The sequence below is a fragment of the Mycolicibacterium iranicum genome, assembly GCF_002101705.1.
Classification (GTDB): domain Bacteria; phylum Actinomycetota; class Actinomycetes; order Mycobacteriales; family Mycobacteriaceae; genus Mycobacterium; species Mycobacterium iranicum.
The window spans coordinates 23584-43996 of record NZ_LQPC01000065.1 but is presented as its reverse complement, the minus strand read 5'-3'; the positions used below and the strand labels follow the sequence as shown (position 1 = coordinate 43996).

Here is a 20413-nt window from a genome sequence, read left to right as displayed (position 1 = left end):
ATGACAGCCCCCGTCTGGATGGCGCTGCCGCCCGAGGTGCACTCGGCGTTGATCAGCAGCGGCCCCGGTCCCGGGTCGCTGCTGGCCGCAGCGGCCGCCTGGCAAGGTCTGAGCACGGAATACGCCACTGCGGCAGCTGAACTCACCACCATTCTGGCGGGCGTGCAGTCGGGCGCGTGGGAGGGCCTGAGCTCCGAGCAGTACGTCGCGGCCCACACCCCGTATCTGACGTGGCTGGCCCAGCAGAGCGCCAACAGCGCTGCTGCGGCAGTCCAGCACGAGACCGCGGCAGCCGCATACTCCACTGCACTCGCGACGATCCCGACCATGCCGGAACTCGCCCTCAACCACACCACCCACGCCGTCCTCGTCGGCACGAACTTCCTCGGTATCAACACGATCCCGATCGCGCTGAACGAAGCCGACTACGTGCGGATGTGGATTCAGGCGGCCACCGCGATGGCGACCTATCAAGCCGTGTCCGGGGCAGCGCTCGCCGCCACGCCCGCGTCGACCCCGGCGCCCTTCGTGCTCAAGCCCGGTGTCGGGGAGGCAGGCAGGGCAGCCGCCGACTTCTCCGCGCTGGCAGCGCAGCCGATGGCCGCCGATGCCGGTGCCGCGCTAAGTGTTTCGGGGATCATCGAGGACCTGCTGCGGTTCTACGGCGAGATCCTGCGGTTCCTGTTCGAGCCGATCATCCGGTTCTTGATGGATCCGATCGGCAACACGATCCAGCTGATCACCGACTTCCTGACGAACCCCCTCCAGGCGCTGATCACGTGGGGTCCGTTCCTGTTCGCGGTCGTCTACCAGGTCGTCTCCTGGGTCGGCGCGTCGATCCTCTACCCGTCGCTGTTCCTACTGCCGCTGCTGATCACCACGCTCGCGATCGTCGCGGGCGTGCTGGATCGCCTGTTGGAACTGTTCAACATGGCGCCCGCCGAAGAGCCCTCCGAGGAGCCGGCTGCGGAACAACCCGCGCCCGCCCGCGCCGAGCAGACCAGCCCGCCGCCGGTGATGTCGGCGCCCCCAGCCCCGGGTACCGCCCCGGTCTCGCCGAGCACCGTCAGCACCGGGACGGCACCCGCACCGGGTTCGCCCGCCACCGCGGCCGCGCCGTTCGTGCCCTACGTCATCGCGGGCCGCGATCCCGGCGAAGGGTTTTCGCCGACGGTGCGTGACTCGACGAGCGCGAAGGCGCCCGCCTCGGGCATTCCCGCCGCGGCGTCGGGTGTGGCCGCGTCGGCAGCAGAACGGCGCAAGCGCCGTCGCCGTCAGAAGGACGAGATCAAGGGCCGCGGATACGCCGACGCCTACATGGATTACGAAGACGAGCCCGACCAGGGGCCGCCCGCCGCATCGGAGCCCCGCGTGACCGCGTCTGCCCGCGGCGCCGGGCCGATGGGATTCTCCGGGACAGTCTCCAAGGAGACCGAGGAGGCCGGCGGCCTGACCACTTTGGCCGGCGGCGCGTTCGGCGGGGGACCGAAAGAGCCGATGCTGCCGGGTTCATGGGACTCGGCAGACGAACCAGACGATCAAGACAACCACCACAACAGAGAGGAAAACCGATGAGCCTGTTGGATGCTCATATTCCGCAGATGGTCGCCTCGGAGGCGGCATTCGGCGCCAAAGCGGCGCTGATGCGGAGCACCATCGCCCAGGCCGAGGGTGCTGCGCAGTCCGCGCAGGCCTTCCACATGGGCGAGTCGGCAGGCGCGTTCCAGGCCGCGCACGCCCGCTTCGTCGAGGTCTCGGCGAAGATCAACGCGCTGCTCGACATCGCGCAGGCCAACGTCGGTGACGCCGCGTGCTCGTACGTCGCCGAGGATGCCGCCGCCGCCAGCAACTACCCTGTCGTCTGATCGGAGCAACACCAATGTCGCAGATCATGTACAACTACCCGGCGATGCTCAACCACGCGGGTGAAATGGCCTCGTACGCAGGGGCATTGCAGGCCATCGGCGCCGACATCGCCGCTGAGCAGGCCGCGCTCAATAGTGCCTGGCAGGGCGAGACCGGTATGACCTACCAGGCCTGGCAGGCGCAGTGGAACACCAGCATGGAGGAGCTGGTCCGGGCCTACCGCGCCATGGCGAGCACGCACGAGATGAACACCACGTCGATGGCCGCGCGTGATCAGGCCGAAGGTGCCAAGTGGGGCTGACAGGTATCAGTGCGCGCTAACGCAGTCGAGCTGAACGCCGGTTCGGCCTGGTTTCTCGCCGACATCCTCGGCGCGGGGTCGTATCCGTGGGTGCTGGGGATCACGCCCGCCTACAGCGACCTGTCGCAGCGTGAGGCTTTCGAGCAGGACCAGGTCGAGCGGTTGACTCGCGCCGGGGTGTTGACCCCGGACCGGGTTGTCGATCCTTCGGTGGCTCAATGGATCCGGAGGGTGTGCAGGCCCACGCAGTGGCTTGAGCTCCGATTCGTGGGCGCCCGCGGCGCGATGTTGCGCGGCATTATCGCGCGCGACGCGTCGGGCACGGTCGTGGCGCTGCGCAGCGGGGGACTGATCACCTTCACCGCGATGGACATCGACCATCCCCAGGCCCTGGTGCCCGCGCTGACGGTAGGGCTGTCCGGGCGCGCGCCTGCGACATTCGAGGAGTTCTCGCTGCCCGCGCGGATCGGGGCGAAGGCCGACGATCAGATCCGCAACGGCGCGAGGGTTCACGACCTTCTCGACTATCTGGGAATCCCGTCGAGCGCGCGCCCCGTGGTGGTGGCCGCGTTCGAGCAGTCCCGGACCTACGTCGAGATCGTGGCCGGCCAGCACCGCGACGGCCACCGGGTGAGCACCGATGTCGGCGTCAGCATCGTGGACACCGAACTCGGGCGGGTTCTGGTGAGTCCATCCAAAGCTTTTGACGGAGAGTGGATCTCCACCTTCGCCCCGGGGTCCGCGCTCGCGATAGCGGCAGCGGTCGAGCGCCTCAGCGCGGCGCTGCCCGACGGCCCCTGGTTCCCCGACCACGCGGTAACCCGAGACTTCGACGAACGCACGGCTGAGAGAGAAGAAGAAAGATGCCAGAGTCTGTTTTGAGAACCAACAACGCGTTCGGTGCGGTGATGCCGATCGTGCGCGTCGCCGTCCTCACCGCAACCGAATCCGACGGCGAGCCGGACGGCAGTGGCCGTCTCACCGAGATCGCGCTGCCTGCACAGCTTCCCCTGCGGGAGATCATCCCCGCGGTGCAGCGCATCGTCGCCCCTTCGGACGAAACCGTCGGCGCAGCCGAGCTTCTGAGCCTCGCACCGATCGGCGGCGCGCCCTTCAGTCTGGACGCGACGCTGAACACGGTCGGAGTGGTCGACGGCGATCTGCTCGCGCTGCAGCCGGTCCCCGCGGGACCGCCGGCGCCGCGCATCGTCGAGGACATCGCCGATGCCGCGATGATCTTCTCGGCCGAGCGGGAGCGGCCATGGGGGACACTTCAGATTCACCGGGGCGCGACGCTGGCCGTCATCGGCCTGATCCTCGTAGCGACCGCGCTGGCCGTCGCCCACCGACTCGCGACCGACTCGGTGTTCGGCCTGTTCGCCGTCAGCGGCGTCGCCGTCGCGGCGGTGCTGGGTGCCCTGCTGGCGAGGGCAGGCTCACCGCGGCTGGCGACTGCGCTCGCTGCGGCCGCACTACCCTCGGTCGCAGCAGCTTTCGCGCTCGCGGTGCCCGGCGAGTTCGGTCCGTCAGGGGTGCTCCTCGGCGCCGCGGGCGTGGCGGCGTGGTCGATCATCAGCATCACCGTCGGCGAGCGGGCGATCGCGCTGTTCACCGCGGCCGCGGCCACCGCGCTCGGTGTCGCGCTGAGCGCTGCTGCCGCGACGCTGTGGACTCTGAACACCGTCACCATCGGCAGCGCCCTGATTTTGGTGGCGCTGCTGATCACGGTGCAGGCCGCGCAACTGTCGGCGACGTGTGCGCGTCTTCCCGTCCCGGTGATCCCGGCTCCGGGAGACCCGACGCCGTCGGCCCCGCCGCTGCGGGTGCTCGAAGACCTGCCCCGACGGATCCGCGCCGGCAATTCGCACCAGACCGGATTCATCGCCGCAGGCGTCCTGCTCGCGGTCGCGGGTTCGGTGGTCGTGCTGTGGCCCGCGATCACCGGTGAAGGCGCGGTGTCCCCGTGGGCCTGGTATCTAGTTGCGGCCACCGCGATCGCGGCCGCACTGCGGGCTCGCGTGTGGGATTCCGCGGCGTGCAAGGCCTGGCTGCTCGGCCACTCCTACCTGCTCACCGTCGTGCTGCTGGGCTTGTTCGCGGCGTCGGGGCAGTACACCGCCGCGTGGTGCGCATCGGGTGTGCTGGCCATCTTGGTACTGGTGTGGGCCGTGGTGGCACTGAATCCCCGCATTGCACAACCCGATACGTACTCGCTGCCCATGCGCCGCCTCCTCGGATTCGTCGCCACGGCGCTCGACGCGTCGGTGATCCCGGTGATGGCCTACCTGGTCGGCCTGTTCACCTGGGTCCTGAACGGGTTCTGACGCATGAGGTTTGGGCGCGCATTCGCCGTGCTCGCGGTGACGGCCGGTGTCTTCGCGATGAGCGGAGCGTCGGCGGGCGCGATCCCCCCGCCCGAAGTCGAACCCGCAGCCACCCCGCCGGCAGGCAGCGCGGGACCCGTCCAGGCCATGGCACAACGCAACCCGTGTGTCACCAGTGGCGTCATCCCGGGCTCCGACCCCGGTGCGGTCAGCCCGAACCAAGTCGCGCTGGACCTGTCCGAAGCGTGGACACACAGCAGGGGGGAGGGCCAGCTGGTCGCGGTCATCGACACCGGCGTGAAGCCGGGGCCGCGTCTGCCCAACGTCGAGGCAGGGGGCGACTACCTCGAGGCCGGCGACGGTCTGACCGACTGCGACGGGCACGGCACACTGGTGGCGGGTCTGATCGCGGGACAGCCGGGAACGGACGGCTTCTCGGGTGTCGCGCCGGCCTCGCGCATCCTCGCGATCCGGCAGAGCTCGCCCCGGTACACCCCGCGCGACTCCGGTGAGGATCCCGTCCTCACGCGCGCAACCGTGGACACTCAGACCCTGGCCCGCGCCGTCGTACGCGCGGCCGACATGGGCGCCCGCGTCATCTCCATCTCCTCGGTGACCTGTATTCCGGCCGGCCTCGAGGTCGATCAGAACGAACTCGGTGTGGCCCTGCGCTACGCCGCCGTCGAGAAGGACGTCGTGATCGTGGCCGCCGCAGGCGACACCGGTACCGGCTGCACAACCAACCCGCTGTCCGACCCCGCGCTGCCCGCCGACCCGCGCAACTGGAACGGCGTCACCGCACTGTCGATTCCGGCGTGGTGGCAGCAGTACGTGTTGTCCGTCGGTTCGCTGGGATCCACCGGGCAGCCCTCGCCGTACACGATGGCAGGCCCCTGGGTCGGAATCGCCGCCCCCGGCGAGAACATCACGTCGGTGAGCAATGACGAGGCGGGCGGCCTCGCCAACGGCATGCTCAACAACGAGCAGCAGATGGACCCCATCAGCGGCACCGGCTACGCGACGGCCTATGTCTCCGGGGTTGCGGCATTGGTGCGCAGCCGATTTCCCGCGATGACCGCGCAGGCGGTGATCGACCGTCTGACCGGCACCGCGCACACCGCAGCGCGCTCGCCGTCGAATCTGGTGGGGGCGGGCACGATCGACCCGGTCGCCGCGCTGACCTGGAACGTGCCCGTCGACGCAGACGTCGACCCCGCCGCCGTGAAGCAGGTCGCCGCGCCAGCTGTGCCCGCGCCGGACGATCCGCTGCCGCGGGTGGTCGCATTCGCCGGGGTCGGGGCGTTGGCGCTGCTGGTACTTGCTGCGTTCGTCGTGAACGCGAAGCGAAAGGACAGTTCGTCATGATCGTCCGCCTCACTTTGCCCGCGCTGTTCGTCGTGCCCGCGGCGATGGCCTATCCGTGGCAGACGACCGCGGATCGCTGGTTGCTCGGTGCCGCCGTCGCCGCTGTGGTCATTCTCTTCGCCTGGTGGCGTGGGCTTTTCGTGACCACGATGATCGGGCGCCGCATCGCGATGCTGGCAGGCCGTTCCGACGCAGGCGCCCGGGCCGGCGAGTACGCCACCGTGGCGCTGCGCGTGGAGCCCGGCGAGACCGCGGAGCTGCCGTTGGCGCTCGTGGCCGGTTACCTGGATCGCTACGGGATCAGCTTCGACAAGGTCCGGGTGCTCAGCCGCGACATCGGGGCGGAGCGAAGCACGTGGATCACGCTGACCCTCGGAGCGGCCGACAACGTCGCGGCCCTGACGGCGCGGTCGTCGGAACTTCCCTTGCAGGACACCGCGCAACTGTCGGCGCGGCGACTGGCCGACCACCTGCGCGAGCTCGGCTGGGACGTGTCCGTGGAGGAGAACCCCGCCGCCCTGTTCGGCGAAAAGCCCAAGGAGACCTGGCGCGGCCTCGCCGACGGCGACGGCCACCTGGCGGCCTACCGGGTCAACGTCGACGACCAGCTGACCGAAACCCTGGACGCCGCACGGGCCTCGGGAGCGAACGAAGTGTGGACCGCCGTCGAATTCACCGGTAGCCGAACGCAACCCGAGGTGGCCGCGGCATGTGCGCTCCGCACCAGCGAGCGGCCGAAGGGGTCGGCGCCGCTGCCCAAGCTCACCCCTGAACGCGGCCGCCACCGCGCAGCGCTGTCGGCACTGGCTCCGGCATCCGACCGACGGCTGTCGGCACCCCCCGTCCGCGTCGACCAGCAGACACTGGCGCAGCTGCGGTGGCCGGTGGGAGTAGTGCTCAGTCGAACATGAAGGGCGCGAGAAACCGAGTCATGCGACGTAGGTAGTCCGGCTGGCTGACATGCAGGACGTGGTTGCCGGGGAACCAGTGGAACGCACAGCGATCCCAGTGCTTCCACAACATCTCGGCTTGCTCAGGCGGCGCCAGCCGGTCGCCGAGGCCCGCGATGATCAGCCTTCGCTCCTTGGCCGGCAGCGGTCGGTAGTTCAGCGGCGACGAGTACATCGTGGCTGACTCGACGAGCGCGGTGTCGGTGCCGGCGAGCCAGTCTCTCAGCGCGACAACCTTGTTGGCGGGAAACCACTCGTCGACGGTGCGGTCAGGTGTGACGACGGGGACGTTCGGGATGACGGCCTGGATCCTGTCGTCGACGCTGGCGATCAGCGCCGCGGTGTATCCACCCAGCGACATCCCGGTCAGTGCGATCCGGTCCACTCCGGTGTATTCCAAATAGTCCAGCAGCGACCGGAAGTCGTGCACCGCCTGGGCCATGGCCTCGGCGAAACCGGCCATACCGTGCGCGAAATAGCCATGGCCGCTGAACGGAGAGTACTTTTCCGCGCGAGCGCCGTGGAACGGCAGCGTGTAGAGCATGACGTCGTAACCGCAGCGATAGAACCACGGCAGCGAGAAGAACAACCCGTTGAACAGATACGCCGAGCCCATGAACCCATGGATCAGGCACAGCGTGGGTCGTGGGCCGTCGCCGTGGCGCCAGTGCTGCGCATGCACGACGTTGTTGCGGACGAATCCCTCGCATTGATCGCGCAGGTCCGGATTGACGGCCGCGAAGCTGCTCCGGAAGCGGATGTTGCTGACATTGCCCTTCGCCACCCACTCGGCAACGGGATTGGCCGGGCGTGACGACACTCTTGGCAACTCCTGCGGCGCGGGGAAGGACACCTGGGGATCTTTCGCCTCGGCCAGCTCGGCGTAAAACTTCAGATGCTTCTTCTCGGCGTCGGCTTCTGTCCGGCGCAGCGCACCGGCGATCGACGGCACCATTGTGGCGCTGAGCAGCGACGCGATGGACGTTCGCAGCGCAAGATCGGCGATCGCCGACGAATCGACGATTGCCTTCTGTCGCAACGTCAGATCCTCCCGGCGCGGGAGTCCGCGCGAGGTCGCATCCGCGCCCGGCACGTCGGGGACCGGGATGGGCAACTCCTCGACCGGTACGGATGCGACGGGCACGCTGTCGGGCTCCACGCCTGGCATGCTAACGCGGCGCCTTGCGCCAGGCGCTCTCTCGCAGCAGTCGCAATCCGTTGAGTCCGACCAGGATGGTGGAGCCCTCATGCCCGGCCACCCCCAGCGGCAGCGGCAGATGGCCGACCAGATCCCAGGTGACCAGCACGACGATGAACGTTGCGGCGATGATGAGGTTCGCCGCGACGACCCGGCGGGCGCGGCGGGCGAGGGCGACGACGGCGGGCAGGGTGGCCAGGTCGTCGCGGGTGATCACTGCATCGGAAGTGTCGAGCGTCAGATCCGCACCAGTACGGCCCATCGCGACCGACACGTGCGCCATGGCCATCGCGGGCGCGTCGTTGACGCCGTCCCCGACGAGCATTACCCGCGTCCCATCGGCTTCGAGCGTGCGCACCGCGGCGACTTTGTCCTCGGGGAGGAGTCCGGCGCGGACCTCACCGATCCCGAGTTCGCCGGCGAGGCGCGCCGCGGCGCGTTCGTTGTCCCCGGTGAGCAGCACCGGCGGGGTGCCGGTGAGTTCGGTCAGCTGAGCAACGGCAGCCGCTGCTCCATTCCTCGGGCAATCGGCGAGACCCAGCACGCCCGCGGTGGATCCGTTGACGCGCACCACGACGGCGGTGTCGCCGCGCCGCTCGATCGTGTCGATGGCGCGCATGGCGTCGTCCGAGCGCTCGACCAAGCCGGGGCCGCCCACCTCGACACGGTCGCCGTCGACGTCGGCGGTCACCCCGCGGCCGGGGGCCGACGAGAAGTCGGTGACGGCGGATACCCGTAGGCCGCGGTCGCGGGCCGCGGCCACGATGGCGCGGGCCAGAGGGTGTTCGGACGGAGTCTCGGCGGCGGCGGCCGCCGACAGCAGGTCGTCTCGGGAACTGCCTGCCAGCGGCCGGATCTCGGTGATGCGGGGAGTCCCCTCGGTCAGGGTGCCCGTCTTGTCGAGCGCGACCTGGCTGACGGTGGACAGTTTCTCCAGAACGACCGCGGACTTGATCAGCACACCGTGGCGGCCGGCATTGGCGATCGCGGCTAGCAGCGGCGGCATCGTCGACAGTACGAGCGCACACGGCGACGCCACGATCATGAACGTCATCGCGCGCAGCAGCGATGACTGGAGACTCTCGCCGAGCATGAGGGGGATGCCGAACAATGCGACGGTCGCGACGACCATGCCGACCGAGTAGCGCTGCTCCACCCTCTCGATGAACAGCTGCGTGCGAGCCTTGCTCGCTCCGGCCTCGGTGACCATCGCCGAGATCCGCGCGATGACGGTGTCAGCCGCCGGCCGGGTGACCCGAACCCGAAGCGTGCCAGTGCCGTTCACGGTGCCCGCGAACACGCCGTCGCCGGCCGTCTTGTCGACAGGCAGCGGCTCTCCGGTGATCGTGGCCTGGTCCACTTCACTGGCTCCGGCGAGCACCACACCGTCGCCGCCAATGCGCTCGCCGGGACGGATCACCAGGACGTCACCGATATCGAGGGCGGAGGTGTCGACGGTCTCTTCGTCATCGTCGGCGGTCAGCTTCGTCGCGGTGGGCGGCGCCAGATCGAACAGGCCGCGCACAGAGTCCTCGGTGCGTTTGGTGGCGACCGCTTCCAGCGCACCTGAGGTGGCGAAGATGACGATGAGCAGCGCGCCGTCGAAGACCTGACCGATCGCGGCGGCGCCGATCGCCGCGGCAACCATCAGCAGATCCACATCGAGCGACCGCGCCCGCAGAGCCTTCACCCCGGCCAGTCCCGGCTCCCACCCGCCGGCGATGTAACACGCCAGGTAGAGGCCCCAGAACAGCCAGGCAGGCTGGCCGGTCACCTGTGCGAGTCCGCCGAGTGCGAAGAGCCCCAGCGCCGCGAGGGCGAAGCGGACCTCGGGAAGCGTCCACGCGCTCACGCGCGTGTTCGTCGGCGGGGTGTGGGTCGGGCACAGGGCGGTGCACGTCATGCCGGCACCATACCTTCATGTTCGTGCATATTCGCAAGTTCATATTCAGTTGAACAACTGATCAGCAGGGTCGGGAGTATGATCGCCCCGTGCACACGTCGATCCCCGGCTTCGCGATGCCGAGTGACGAACAGGTCGGCCGGGCAGCCGAGGCGTTCCGGATGCTTAGCGACCCGACCCGGATCAAAGTGCTGTGCGCGCTGCTGCAGGGCGAGACGTCCGTGGCATGCCTGGCAGAGCTGGCCGACGTGGCGCCTGCCGTGGTCAGCCAGCATCTCGCCAAGATGCGGCTCGCCGGGCTGGTGAAAGGCCGCCGCGAGGGAACGTTCGTGTACTACTCGGCCGCTGACGACGACGTCCTGCGGGTCCTCAGCCAGGCTCTGTTCGGCACGGTGGACGAGGTCTCCAAAGCCCGGTGAAGCCCGGTGACAGACTGGCGTCATGTGGAATCCGGACGTCTATCTGACGTACGCCGATCATCGCGGCAGGCCCTTCTATGACCTGCTGTCACGCGTCGGCGCACGCGAGCCGCGCCGCATCGTCGACCTCGGTTGTGGCCCGGGCAATCTCACAGAGACGCTGACCGAGCGGTGGCCCGGCGCTGTCGTCGAGGCATGGGATTCCTCGCCGGAGATGGTGGAGGCCGCGCGAAACCGTGGGCTGGACGCGCGGGTCGGCGATGTGCGGGACTGGACACCCGCGCCGGACACCGACATTCTCGTCAGCAATGCGACCCTGCACTGGGTGCCCGAGCACGGCGAACTGCTGGTGCGCTGGGCCGGACAACTCGGCACCGGCTCGTGGATCGCCTTCCAGGTGCCCGGCAATTTCGATGCACCGTCGCATCAGGCGGTGCGCACTCTCGTGCAACGACCCGGATGGTCCGAACTGCTCCCCGATTACCCCTTTGAGAAGGCCGAAGTCACCCGTCCGGCCGCCGGATACGCAGAACTGATGACAGACGCCGGATGCGCCGTCGACGCGTGGGAGACCACCTACGTGCACGAACTGACCGGCGAGAATCCGGTGCTGGAATGGATACACGGCACCGCGCTTCGCCCCGTGCGTGCGGGTCTGAGCGACGCGCAATGGGAACAATTCAAGGCCGAACTGATCCCTATGTTGGACGCGGCCTATCCGAAGCGCGCCGACGGTATCACGTTCTTTCCGTTCCGCCGGATCTTCGTGGTGGCGCAGGTGAGGTAACTCAGCCCCGACACTCGTCGAGCAGCGCGATCACCTTCGCGACGAGTTCGTCGATGTCGGCGCCGGTGGTGTCCAGAATCAGGTCCGGGTTCTCGGGCGGTTCGTAGGGTGCGTCGACACCCGTGAGTCCCTTGAGTTCACCCGCCCGCGCCCTGGCGTAAAGACCCTTCGGGTCCCGCTTCTCGCACTCGTCGCGGGGTGTCGCCACGTACACCTCGATGAAGGGCAGCTTCGCCGCATCGTTGAGATCCCGTGCGATTTCGCGGTCAGATGTCAGCGGGGACACCAGTGAAGCCAACGCGACGACACCCGCATCAGCGAACAAACGCGTGAGATGACCCACCCGCCTGATGTTTTCGGCACGGTCGCCCGCCGAGAAGCCCAGGTCGTCGGACAGACCGTGGCGGATGTTGTCGCCGTCGAGCAGATAGGCGACCTGGCCCGAGTCGACGAGTGCGCGCTCGACCGCGACTGCGACCGTTGACTTGCCCGATGCGGGAAGGCCAGTGAACCAGATCGTGGCGCCCTTCTGGCCGGTGGCCGCACTTCGGTAGCTGCGCTCCAAAGACGATGGGTGCCAACGGATGTCGTTGCGGGTCTGCTCGCCGGGTTTGACCTCGCGGGCTTCGACGATGGTGCCGGCCCCGACGGTGTCGTTCGAGGACTCGTCGATCAAGATGAACGCGCCGCTGTCGCGGTTCTCGCTGTACGGGTCGGCGACCACGATCGAGCTGGTGCGCAGCGTCACCGAGCCGATGTCGTTGAGCACCAGGTCGACAGGATTGTCGATCTCGTCCAGGGTCTCGGGATCCAGCCGTGAATGCAGCGCCTGCACCGTCGCCCGCACGGTGCGCGTGCCCTGCTTGAGCGCGAGGCGGTCTCCGGCGCGCAACGGTGTGTCGCGAAACCAGCACACCGTCGCGTCAATCTCGCGGGCCAGCACCGGGAGCACGGCATCGTCGTTCCCGCTGACGAAAACGTCGCCGCGACCGACGTCGATGTCGTCGGCCAGCTCGATCGAAACCGACAGTGGCGCAACGGCTATCGGTCGTTCGTCATCGAGGGTGTCGACGGCGGTGACGGTCGACCGGGTGCCCGCCGGGAGGCTGACCACGGAGTCGCCGACGCTGAGTGTGCCTGCCGCCAGGCGGCCCGCATAGCGACGGCGCTGCGCAGGGCTGGGGCGGGACACCCACTGGACCGGCAAACGCAGACTGCGCGCGTGCGCGTGAGGTGCCGTGAGTTCGACGGACTCGAGATACTCCAGCAGCGCGGGACCCTCGTACCAGGGGGTGTTGGTGGATCGGTGCACGACGTTGTCGCCGAGTTTGGCGGCGACGGGGATCACGGTGATGTCAGCGCCGCCCAGGCGTGCGCCAACCTGCCGCAACTGCGCTTCGACCTCACGGAAGCGGCCCTGATCGAAGTCCACGAGATCGATCTTGTTGACGGCGGCCACAAAGTGTTTGATGCCCAACAACTTGGCGATCCGCGCATGCCGGTTTGTTTGGCGCAGGACGCCGGCGCGGGCGTCGACGAGCAGCACCGCGACGTGGGCATTGGACGCGCCGGTGAACATGTTTCGGGTGTAGCGCTCATGGCCCGGGGTGTCGGTCAGGATGTAGCTGCGGGTTTCCGTCGAGAAGAACCCATAGGCCACGTCGATGGTGATGCCCTGCTCGCGTTCGGCACGCAGCCCGTCAGACAGCGCGGCGAGGTCGGCGACGCCCTCCTCGTCCGTCACCGCCTCCAGATGATCGAGCGGGAGGCTGTTGGTGTCGTGCAGCAGCCGCCCGATGAGCGTGCTCTTGCCGTCGTCGACCGATCCGGCGGTCGTGATCCGCAGCAGCTGACGCGTGCTCATAACTGTTCCCCCGTCGCCTCTGTACGCTCCGCTTGCCTGGGCATCAGAAGTACCCCTCGCGCTTGCGGTCCTCCATCGCCGCAGTCGACGTCCGGTCGTCAGCCCGCGTTTCACCTCGCTCCGACACGGTGGCGGCTGAGATCTCGGCGATCACCCCGTCGATCGTCGTGGCTTTCGATCGCACGGCGCCGGTGATGGTCAGGTCGCCGACGGTGCGGTAGCGCACCCACTCGACAGCCGATGCCTCGCCGTCCCGTGGTTGCGCATAGTCGGAGACGGCAAGCAGGATTCCGTCCCGCTCGAAAACCTCACGCTCGTGTGCGAAGTAGATCGACGGCAACTCAAGCTTTTCCAATTGGATGTAGCGCCAGATGTCGAGCTCTGTCCAGTTGCTGAGCGGGAAGACGCGGACCTGCTCACCCCGTCTGATCCGGCCGTTGTAGAGCGACCACGGCTCGGGCCGTTGGGCCCGCGGATCCCACTGGCCGAACTCGTCACGGAAGCTCAGGATGCGCTCCTTGGCGCGGGCGCGCTCCTCGTCGCGGCGGGCGCCTCCGAACGCGGCGTCGAAGCGGCCCGCCTCCAGCGCATCCAGCAGGGTGCGCGTCTGCTGCCGGTTGCGGGACGCTCCGGGGCCAGGATCGGCGACGCGGCCCGAGTCGATCGTCTCCTGTACCGATGCGACGATCAGCTTGTGGCCCTCCCAGGTGACCCGGCGATCGCGGAACTCGATGACCTCGGGAAAATTGTGGCCCGTGTCGACATGCATGACCGGAAAAGGGAGCGGGGTGGGTCGAAACGCCTTCTCCGCCAGTCGAAGCAGGACGATCCAATCCTTGCCCGCAGAGAACAGCAAGACGGGGCGTTCGAGCTCGGCGACGACCTCGCGGATGATGTGCACCGCCTCGGCTTCCAGCAGCCGCAGCTCGTCGACGTGCACGGTGTCGTAGGTCGCGGTCATGTCGGTAGCCCCTGCTGCTCGGCGTCGGCGCGATAGCGGTCCACCCATTCGTCGGACCGCTGATCGGCTTGACGCTCGAGTACCGGGGCCGGAGCTAGGCGCGGATCCAGACCGAGCTGTTCGAGGATGGACGCGACGACCTGGGTGAGGTTGCGCCACAACACCGGATATGGCACGTCCGTGGGTTTCACGTTCTCCTCGGCGAACCAGTTCCGCCAGCCCTCGTCCTGGGCGCGCAGCATGGTGACCACGTGCGCTATGGCACCGGCGTGGTATTCCGCGCGCGCGTCCCTAACCGGGTCGGGCCGCCCTCGCCAGACCCGGGTCTGCACGGCGCGCCAGAACGAAACCGCCTGCGACACAACGTCAGGACGATGGACGTAGATCAGCACGGGATCGCTTCCGACGACGTCGCGGATTGCCGACAGCAGCCCGGTGCCGGAGCGGTCGGGTAGGCCTGCGGATCGCGCAAGCAGCAGCGGCGTCTGATTCCACATGAGCTTGCCGCCCCAGATGCCGTTCGGGGTGCGGCCCACGGTACGGATGTAGTCCCGCCAGATCTCGGGTGGCGCCAGGTCGGGCTTGCCTTCGTCGAGCGGGTCGAGAAGCCGCAGAATGGACTCGTCCTGGACACCTTCGAACCACTGCCGCGGTTGTGGGGATTGGCTGGTTGTCGGCAGATACTGGAAGAACTCACCCGGCTCGCCGGCAACGCCGGTCGCCCTCAGCGACTCGACCAGCAACGTGCTGCCGCTGCGCTGGGAGGCGAGCACCAGATACGCCGTCGGGCTGGTCATGCGCGAGAGCATAACCGCCTTTCCCGGGTGCGGCACCACCGGGATTTTCGATCACGCTGAGCGGATCTATTGCCGGTTTCGGTGTTCTTCGGCAATGCCGCGATCAGCGGCATTGGCCTTGCGACTTGGCAATTCGAGGCCGAGCACGTGGCGGTAGGTTTCGGTGTACCGCTCGGCGATCCTGGTACCGGCGAACTCGGACGGGATCACGTCGTTGGTCTTCTGCCGCCACTCGTTCAGTAGCAGCGCCAGTTCGTTGCCGATGGCCTCGGCCGTACCGGAGGCCTCACCATTCAGCAAATTGTGCGACTCCGACGGGTCGGCCGCCAGGTCATAGAGTTCCCGTGGGGGACGTGGGTCCTGAGACAGCGGTCCGAGGATTCGACCCGGTGCGCTGTCGGCGATGTCCCAGGGAAGGTCGAGCAGCGGGCGTGCCGCATAGTTTTCGATATAACTGTAATCCTTTGTCCTGACCGCGCGTATCGGATCGAACGAATCGTGGTAGGTCTTCATGGTGTAGACCTCGGTGCGCACGGAGTCGGCAGCGGGATTGACCAACTGCCTTGCATGCGAGAGCCCTTCGACATCCGGCGGGACATCGATGCCGAGCAGTTCCAGCAGTGTCGGGACGAGATCGACGCCGCTGAACAGTTCTTCGTAAACCTGCGGTTCGGTGTTCCGGTGGCGCGGTGGGCGCACGATCAGCGAGATGCCGGTGCCGGCGTCGTACAGCGTGGATTTGGCGCGAGGCAGCGCCGGGCCGTGATCGGTGACGAACACGACCCAGGTGGTCCGGTCGAGGCCCGTCGTCTCGAGAGTGTCCAGTAGTTGCCCGACCGCTGCGTCAGCGACAGTGATGGAGCCGTAGAAGTCAGCCAGGTCCTGGCGGATGTCGTCGGTGTCGGGCAGGTAGTCCGGCAGCGTCACCGCGCCGGCGTTGGCGGGTTCGTAGCGGTCGTGCGGATAGGGCCGGTGCGTCTCGAAGAACCCGGCGGTGAGAAAGAACGGCTTCTCCGGCGGGTCGGCCAGCCAACGGTCCACCCGCTCGACGACGTATTCGCAATATGAGTTCGACACGTCGAATTCATCGAAGCCGAGCTTCGCGGGATAGGACGTTTCGTGCTGCATGCCGAAAAGGGCGGTGTACCAGCCTTGTTCGGAGAGAAGCTGCGGCAGCGTGCGGACACCGACGCGGTACTCCCAGCCGTGGTGAGCCAGACCGACCAGCCCGTTGCTCTGCGGATACCGCCCGGTGAACAGCGAGCCGCGCGACGGCGAACACAGCGGCGCGGTTGCGTGTGCGGCCGTGAATAGGATCCCTTCTGCCGCGAGCTGGTCCATCCTCGGGCTTTCGACATCGCTGTGGCCGTAGGCCCCGAGGTAGCGGCCGAGGTCGTGCCAGTGCACGAGGAGGACGTTGTCGCGGTGCGCTGTGGTCATGCTGTCCTTTCGGTGTTGCGGCTCCACGCAACGCTCGCCGGTGCAATCGCGCAACCCTTTGACGATGTGAAGTTTGACCGTAGGCCGCGATGGCGGCGAGGCTACCGTGGATGCATGCGGGTTTTCGTCACCGGCAGCACCGGAGCCATCGGAGGCTATGCAGTGCCCGCACTGATTGCCGCAGGCCACCAAGTGACGGCCTTGGCGCGAAGCGATGCCAAAGCCGAGGCGCTCCGACGGCAGGGCGCGGCGCCGGTTCACGTCTCGCTGTTCGACCGTGACGGGCTCACGGCGGCGTTCCGTGGCCATCAGGCGGTGGTGAATCTCGCGTCGTCGTTGCCGTCGCCGGGACGCTTCATGCTGAAGTCGGCTTGGAAGGACTGCCACCGCATCCGCATCGAGGGCTCCGCGAACGTGGTGGACGCGGCGCTGGCGGCGGCCGTGCCGCGCGTGCTGCAGGAGTCGGTGGCGATGATCTACCGCGACGGCGGCAATCGGTGGATCGGCGAGGACTGGCCAGTCGATCACTATCCGATCTCGGTGGGCAATCATGGTGCCGAGGCCAACGCCCGTCGGTTGGGTGAAAGTGGCGGCGACGCAGTGATTCTCAGGTTCGGGATGTTCTACGGGCGGGGCGCCGACCACAGCGAGATGATCATGGGGCTCGCCCGCAGGCACCTCGCGTTTCAAGCGGGCAGACCAGGCAGCTACGTCTCGTCGATCCATCTCGCCGACGCCGCCGACGCCGTCGTCGCAAGCCTGGGCGCGGAGCCGGCCACGTACAACGTCGTCGACGACTGTCCGGTTACCGCGAAGCAGAACAGCACCGCGATGGCGGCTGCGGTGGGGGTCAGACCATGGCTCTGCGTGCCCGGCCGCGCCGCACTCCTCCTGGGTAAGCGGGCGACATCGATGACGAGGTCGCTACGCGTCGACAATGGCCGACTGCGCGACGCCACCGGCTGGCGGCCGCGATACCCGAGCGTGTGGGACGGCTATCGGGAGATGGCGCGGCTCTAGGGGTGGTAGGGGACGCCGACGGCGCGGAATACGAATTCGGGTGGGGCGTCGAACGCGAGTGACGTCCGGGGGAGTTGTGCGAGCACGTCTGGCGGGATCTGTTCCTTGTAGTGCAGGGAGAGTTCCCCGGAGCAGCGGCTGTCGATGTCGGCGACATCGACGTCGAGCGTCAGCCCAGTTTCGGAAAGTTCGGCCTTGACCGGGCCCGCCTGCGGGGCATCCCACCGGAGGTCGATGGTGCGGCCCGCGAGCTTGGGTACCGAGGACAGCGTGCCCAGCACTCGCTGTCGGGTGATCACCAATGACCCCACGTAGCTGGCGATGCTTCCCCCCGACCGCAGACCGGGCACGGTTCCGCGGAATCGCCGCGTCACCGCAACGTACTCGGAGAGGAAGAGCACGCCGTCGGCTTCGACCTCAGCGCGCAACGCACTGGGCAGCTTGCCGATTCGGAACAACTTCCGGAGTAGAACGGCCATCCTCGAACGTTAGCCCAGCGGCGACTCAGCGCGGCACGCCGAGAGCCCGGTAGACGAACGTGGGCGGAACGTCGAAGGCAATGGTGCGGGTCGGCAACCGCATCAACTCATCGGCTGTCAGCGTCGTCTTGAACGTCAGCGAGAACGTTCCCGAGAACTGCGGATCCACCCGTGACAGGTCCGCGATGTCGAGTACCAGACCGGCCTCGGACAGCGTGCCCTCCACGGCGCCGGATCGGGGTGCCGTCCAGGGTCGGTCCACCGCGCGCCCGGACTGCCCGGGCATCGCGCCGACCGTTGCGAGGACGCGCTGGTTGGTCAGCACCAGCGCCCCGCCGTAGCCGCGGGTCAGACCGACCGACCTGCGGCCCGGAATCTGTCCGGTGAAACGCGCCCACACCCCGATGCAGTCCGTCAGATGGATGACGCCTTCGGCTTCCGCCTGGGTGCGTATGTCTGCCGGAAGTTTGCCAATGTGGAACAACTTCCTGATGAAGCCAGCCATGTGCGGAGCATAGTCACGGGCGCCAGATTTGCTCAGAGAATCGTGGTACACACTGGTCCCGTGAGAGTGCACAACAGATGGCTGGTCTGCAGCGCTGCGGTTGCCCTCGGGCTCTATGCACTCCTGTGGCTCGGCTACGTGCAGGACTGGGCGTGGCTCGCACATTTCGACGCGGCAGCCCTTGGGCCCGCATACCGGTACGGGGTCGAACACCCCGGCTGGGTGTGGGGGTGGGACATCTTCTGCACCGTGCTCGGGCCGGGAGCGTTCCGGATCGCGATGGTGGTGGTCACCTTCGTGGCGTTTGTGCGGCGCCGCGTTCGCCTCGGGTTCTTCTTGATCATCAGCGTCGAGCTCAGCGGTCTGGTCACCGAGACCGCCAAACACTTCGCCGATCGTCCCCGGCCCGCGACGGCGATGGTCGATGCATGGGGGACGTCGTTCCCGTCCGGCCACGCGCTCGGCGTCATGGCGTCTGTGGCGGCGCTGCTTGCCGTCTCGCTCCCGGCCGTGGACGCCGCGAAGCGGCGCTGGCTCCTCGTAGTGGGTGCACTCGTCATACTGACGATCGGCATCGGCCGGGTCGTGCTGAACGCCCACCATCCCTCGGATGTGCTGGCCGGTTGGGCGCTGGGCTATGCCTACTTCGTTCTCTGCCTGCTGCTCGTGCCTCCGCGACCACCCGTCATACAGCAGGACGAAAGACCGGCAGCGCTCGATACCGCACGCTGAAGCTGGCCTCCTCGAGCTCGGTGCCGACCTCCCCGTCCAGCGCGAGGACGGTGGGCCCGTCCGGTGCCCGAAACGCGAACTCAGGCACGCGCAACTCGTGATACAGCGGGCTTCGCGTCAGCCGCCCGAATGCCAGCGCGGTCACGATGCGCACTGTGCTCAGCCGCGGGCCCGTCTCCAGGATCCGGACGTCGAGGAGGCCGTCGTCCATCCGAGTGCGCCGTGACGGCGCGAAACCTGTCGGAAGGTACGTCGAGTTGCCGAGGAAGAACAGCGACGTCTGCAACGTCCTGTTGTCGTATTCGATTCGGACCGGCTCGTCGCGACGCAGTGTGTGGAACATGGCGTAGATGCCGGCGAGGGGCTTGCCAATCCTGTGTTCCAGCTTCTCGCGGGTCTGGACGAAGCGCGGGTAGGCGCCGATGCTCGCCGTGTTGATGACCATCTGCTTCTCGTTGAGGCACACCATGTCCACGCACGACACCGTGCCCTGCTGGATCGCCGCCACGGTCGCCGCCGTGGTGTCGCACCCGATGTCTTTGGCGAAATGGTTGAAGGTGCCCGCAGGGAAGACCGCCAGCGGCACACCGGCCTCGACGGCCACCGCCGCCGCCGCGGCGACCGTTCCGTCGCCCCCGCCGATGCCCAGAACCTCGCTGCGCCGGGCGGCGGACTTGAGCACCTCGGCGACGTCGTCGTCCTCGCCGAGCTCGACGATCTCGGCCTTCGGCAGCGCCTCGCGGACCTCGTCGAGCACTCGCGCGCCAGTGCCGCTGCCCGAGGCGGGGTTGATGACGACGGTGACGCCTTCGCCTTCCGGCCGTTCCGGGGTGTCGACCCGCAGCGGTTGCCCGGCACTGGGCAGCCGGGTGTCCACGACCGGCGGCACGACTCTCGCGCCGAGCACCGCGATACCCGCGCCGATGCCGAAGCCGGCCAGTACATCGCCCGGGTAGTGGGCGCCGGTGGCCACCCGGGACATGCCCACCAGCCCGGCCAGCAGCGCCAGGCCCAGCCCGACCGCCGGGTTCTCCAGCCCGACGCCGACAGCGAAGGCGGCCGCGCTGGCCGAATGCCCTGACGGCAGTGAATTCGACGTCGGGTGGCGCCTGGTCTGGCGGGCCAGGGGTATCAAGGCCCAGTTGGGTCGTGCTCGCTTCCAGACCCGCTTGGCGCCCTGGTTGGTGGCCAGGCTCGTCAGCGCGAGCGTCGCGACGCCGCGGGTGGCCCCGCGTTTCATCGACGCATTGCCGAATACCGCCAGCCCTGCCGCGATCGCGAACCACAGCTTGGAGTGGTCGGCGGCCTTGGTGAGCCGCGGCATCACCGCGTCGAGGAGCGGGCTGGGGGACTCCGCGACAGCCTCGAAGACCTCGCGGTCCAGCGTTCCGAGGCCTTCACCGATCTGGCGAATTCCACGGCCGCGACGACGGAAGGATCGCGCAACACGGAGCTCCATGACTGCCAACCTATCGGCCGCGCGCTATTGACAGATTTATTTG

At 68.0% G+C, this 20413-nt stretch carries 20 protein-coding genes; 11 read left to right on the top strand and 9 right to left on the bottom strand.

What is annotated here, in order from left to right; all coding sequences use genetic code 11:
- From AWC12_RS27420 to eccE, 7 genes are read left to right on the top strand one after another with little or no spacing between them, the layout of a single operon-like run.
- Nucleotides 1–1575, top strand: a complete 1575-nt coding sequence (locus tag AWC12_RS27420; protein ID WP_024448872.1) for a PPE family protein — start codon at nucleotides 1–3, stop codon at nucleotides 1573–1575.
- Complete coding sequence (locus tag AWC12_RS27415) at nucleotides 1572–1865, top strand: hypothetical protein (RefSeq protein ID WP_024448871.1); 294 nt, start codon at nucleotides 1572–1574, stop codon at nucleotides 1863–1865. The genes AWC12_RS27420 and AWC12_RS27415 overlap by 4 nt, the downstream gene beginning before the upstream one ends.
- 14 nt (nucleotides 1866–1879) lie before the next feature.
- A complete protein-coding gene (locus tag AWC12_RS27410) occupies nucleotides 1880–2167 on the top strand; it encodes a WXG100 family type VII secretion target (protein WP_024448870.1) in 288 nt (95 codons plus the stop codon).
- A gap of 9 nt (nucleotides 2168–2176) precedes the next feature.
- Entirely contained in the window at nucleotides 2177–3049 is an 873-nt protein-coding gene (locus AWC12_RS27405) for an ESX secretion-associated protein EspG (protein ID WP_085178114.1), read from the top strand.
- Nucleotides 3031–4491, top strand: a complete 1461-nt coding sequence (gene eccD, locus AWC12_RS27400; protein WP_024448868.1) for a type VII secretion integral membrane protein EccD — start codon at nucleotides 3031–3033, stop codon at nucleotides 4489–4491. The genes AWC12_RS27405 and eccD overlap by 19 nt, the downstream gene beginning before the upstream one ends.
- A gap of 3 nt (nucleotides 4492–4494) precedes the next feature.
- Nucleotides 4495–5856, top strand: coding sequence for a type VII secretion-associated serine protease mycosin (gene mycP / locus AWC12_RS27395; protein WP_085178113.1), 1362 nt, complete (start codon nucleotides 4495–4497; stop codon nucleotides 5854–5856).
- Nucleotides 5853–6767, top strand: a complete 915-nt coding sequence (eccE, locus tag AWC12_RS27390; RefSeq protein WP_085178112.1) for a type VII secretion protein EccE — start codon at nucleotides 5853–5855, stop codon at nucleotides 6765–6767. Before mycP ends, eccE begins: the two co-directional genes overlap by 4 nt.
- Here eccE and AWC12_RS27385 read toward each other — a convergent pair.
- Complete coding sequence (locus AWC12_RS27385; RefSeq protein WP_085178111.1) at nucleotides 6754–7974, bottom strand: alpha/beta hydrolase family protein; 1221 nt, start codon at nucleotides 7972–7974, stop codon at nucleotides 6754–6756. The genes eccE and AWC12_RS27385 overlap by 14 nt on opposite strands.
- Before the next feature lies 1 nt (nucleotide 7975).
- Nucleotides 7976–9907, bottom strand: coding sequence for a heavy metal translocating P-type ATPase (locus tag AWC12_RS27380; RefSeq protein ID WP_085178110.1), 1932 nt, complete (start codon nucleotides 9905–9907; stop codon nucleotides 7976–7978).
- Nucleotides 9908–9996: 89 nt separating this feature from the next.
- Here AWC12_RS27380 and AWC12_RS27375 point away from each other — a divergent pair, with 89 nt between their 5' ends.
- Entirely contained in the window at nucleotides 9997–10326 is a 330-nt protein-coding gene (locus tag AWC12_RS27375) for an ArsR/SmtB family transcription factor (protein ID WP_085178109.1), read from the top strand.
- A gap of 22 nt (nucleotides 10327–10348) precedes the next feature.
- Nucleotides 10349–11113, top strand: coding sequence for a trans-aconitate 2-methyltransferase (locus AWC12_RS27370; RefSeq protein WP_085178108.1), 765 nt, complete (start codon nucleotides 10349–10351; stop codon nucleotides 11111–11113).
- A gap of 1 nt (nucleotide 11114) precedes the next feature.
- On the opposite strand, the gene cysC is transcribed toward AWC12_RS27370, so the two are convergent.
- From cysC to AWC12_RS27350, 4 genes are all read right to left on the bottom strand, one after another.
- The gene (gene cysC, locus AWC12_RS27365; RefSeq protein WP_085178107.1) at nucleotides 11115–12977 is read right to left on the bottom strand and encodes a sulfate adenylyltransferase subunit CysN; all 1863 of its coding nucleotides are present in this window, start codon (nucleotides 12975–12977) and stop codon (nucleotides 11115–11117) included.
- A gap of 43 nt (nucleotides 12978–13020) precedes the next feature.
- Nucleotides 13021–13938, bottom strand: a complete 918-nt coding sequence (gene cysD, locus AWC12_RS27360) for a sulfate adenylyltransferase subunit CysD (RefSeq protein WP_085178106.1) — start codon at nucleotides 13936–13938, stop codon at nucleotides 13021–13023.
- On the bottom strand, nucleotides 13935–14735 hold the full coding sequence (stf0, locus tag AWC12_RS27355) for a trehalose 2-sulfotransferase (RefSeq protein WP_085178229.1): 801 nt from the start codon (nucleotides 14733–14735) through the stop codon (nucleotides 13935–13937). The genes cysD and stf0 overlap by 4 nt, the downstream gene beginning before the upstream one ends.
- 66 nt (nucleotides 14736–14801) lie before the next feature.
- A complete protein-coding gene (locus AWC12_RS27350) occupies nucleotides 14802–16175 on the bottom strand; it encodes a sulfatase family protein (protein ID WP_085178228.1) in 1374 nt (457 codons plus the stop codon).
- A 114-nt stretch (nucleotides 16176–16289) separates the two neighbouring features.
- Between AWC12_RS27350 and AWC12_RS27345 the strand changes: the two genes are divergently transcribed.
- Nucleotides 16290–17195 carry an NAD-dependent epimerase/dehydratase family protein gene (locus tag AWC12_RS27345; RefSeq protein ID WP_085178105.1) on the top strand — a complete coding sequence of 302 codons (906 nt, stop codon included), beginning with the start codon at nucleotides 16290–16292 and terminating at the stop codon, nucleotides 17193–17195.
- Here AWC12_RS27345 and AWC12_RS27340 read toward each other — a convergent pair.
- Both AWC12_RS27340 and AWC12_RS27335 read right to left on the bottom strand, forming a co-directional pair.
- The gene (locus AWC12_RS27340; protein WP_085178104.1) at nucleotides 17192–17674 is read right to left on the bottom strand and encodes a hypothetical protein; all 483 of its coding nucleotides are present in this window, start codon (nucleotides 17672–17674) and stop codon (nucleotides 17192–17194) included. The two genes, AWC12_RS27345 and AWC12_RS27340, sit on opposite strands and share 4 nt — an antisense overlap.
- Before the next feature lie 25 nt (nucleotides 17675–17699).
- Nucleotides 17700–18179 carry a hypothetical protein gene (locus AWC12_RS27335; protein ID WP_024448860.1) on the bottom strand — a complete coding sequence of 160 codons (480 nt, stop codon included), beginning with the start codon at nucleotides 18177–18179 and terminating at the stop codon, nucleotides 17700–17702.
- Between the two features lie 60 nt (nucleotides 18180–18239).
- Between AWC12_RS27335 and AWC12_RS27330 the strand changes: the two genes are divergently transcribed.
- Nucleotides 18240–18911 (top strand): phosphatase PAP2 family protein, encoded by a 672-nt coding sequence (locus AWC12_RS27330; RefSeq protein ID WP_234814181.1) that lies wholly within the window; start codon nucleotides 18240–18242, stop codon nucleotides 18909–18911.
- Here the strand turns inward: AWC12_RS27330 and AWC12_RS27325 are convergent.
- Nucleotides 18865–20370: a bifunctional phosphatase PAP2/diacylglycerol kinase family protein gene (locus tag AWC12_RS27325; protein WP_085178102.1), complete on the bottom strand. Its 1506-nt coding sequence runs from the start codon at nucleotides 20368–20370 to the stop codon at nucleotides 18865–18867. The genes AWC12_RS27330 and AWC12_RS27325 overlap by 47 nt on opposite strands.
- Between the last annotated feature and the right edge of the window lie 43 nt (nucleotides 20371–20413).

What these genes read in the sequence shown, in the direction of transcription:
- AWC12_RS27420 (WP_024448872.1), top strand. Translation starts at nt 1, where the DNA reads ATGACAGCCCCCGTCTGGATGGCGCTGCCGCCCGAGGTGCACTCGGCG.
- AWC12_RS27415 (WP_024448871.1), top strand. Translation starts at nt 1,572, where the DNA reads ATGAGCCTGTTGGATGCTCATATTCCGCAGATGGTCGCCTCGGAGGCG.
- AWC12_RS27410 (WP_024448870.1), top strand. Translation starts at nt 1,880, where the DNA reads ATGTCGCAGATCATGTACAACTACCCGGCGATGCTCAACCACGCGGGT.
- eccD (WP_024448868.1), top strand. Translation starts at nt 3,031, where the DNA reads ATGCCAGAGTCTGTTTTGAGAACCAACAACGCGTTCGGTGCGGTGATG.
- mycP (WP_085178113.1), top strand. Translation starts at nt 4,495, where the DNA reads ATGAGGTTTGGGCGCGCATTCGCCGTGCTCGCGGTGACGGCCGGTGTC.
- eccE (WP_085178112.1), top strand. Translation starts at nt 5,853, where the DNA reads ATGATCGTCCGCCTCACTTTGCCCGCGCTGTTCGTCGTGCCCGCGGCG.
- AWC12_RS27385 (WP_085178111.1), bottom strand. Translation starts at nt 7,974, where the DNA reads ATGCCAGGCGTGGAGCCCGACAGCGTGCCCGTCGCATCCGTACCGGTC.
- AWC12_RS27380 (WP_085178110.1), bottom strand. Translation starts at nt 9,907, where the DNA reads ATGACGTGCACCGCCCTGTGCCCGACCCACACCCCGCCGACGAACACG.
- AWC12_RS27370 (WP_085178108.1), top strand. Translation starts at nt 10,349, where the DNA reads ATGTGGAATCCGGACGTCTATCTGACGTACGCCGATCATCGCGGCAGG.
- cysC (WP_085178107.1), bottom strand. Translation starts at nt 12,977, where the DNA reads ATGAGCACGCGTCAGCTGCTGCGGATCACGACCGCCGGATCGGTCGAC.
- cysD (WP_085178106.1), bottom strand. Translation starts at nt 13,938, where the DNA reads ATGACCGCGACCTACGACACCGTGCACGTCGACGAGCTGCGGCTGCTG.
- stf0 (WP_085178229.1), bottom strand. Translation starts at nt 14,735, where the DNA reads ATGACCAGCCCGACGGCGTATCTGGTGCTCGCCTCCCAGCGCAGCGGC.
- AWC12_RS27350 (WP_085178228.1), bottom strand. Translation starts at nt 16,175, where the DNA reads ATGACCACAGCGCACCGCGACAACGTCCTCCTCGTGCACTGGCACGAC.
- AWC12_RS27345 (WP_085178105.1), top strand. Translation starts at nt 16,290, where the DNA reads ATGCGGGTTTTCGTCACCGGCAGCACCGGAGCCATCGGAGGCTATGCA.
- AWC12_RS27340 (WP_085178104.1), bottom strand. Translation starts at nt 17,674, where the DNA reads ATGGCCGTTCTACTCCGGAAGTTGTTCCGAATCGGCAAGCTGCCCAGT.
- AWC12_RS27335 (WP_024448860.1), bottom strand. Translation starts at nt 18,179, where the DNA reads ATGGCTGGCTTCATCAGGAAGTTGTTCCACATTGGCAAACTTCCGGCA.
- AWC12_RS27325 (WP_085178102.1), bottom strand. Translation starts at nt 20,370, where the DNA reads ATGGAGCTCCGTGTTGCGCGATCCTTCCGTCGTCGCGGCCGTGGAATT.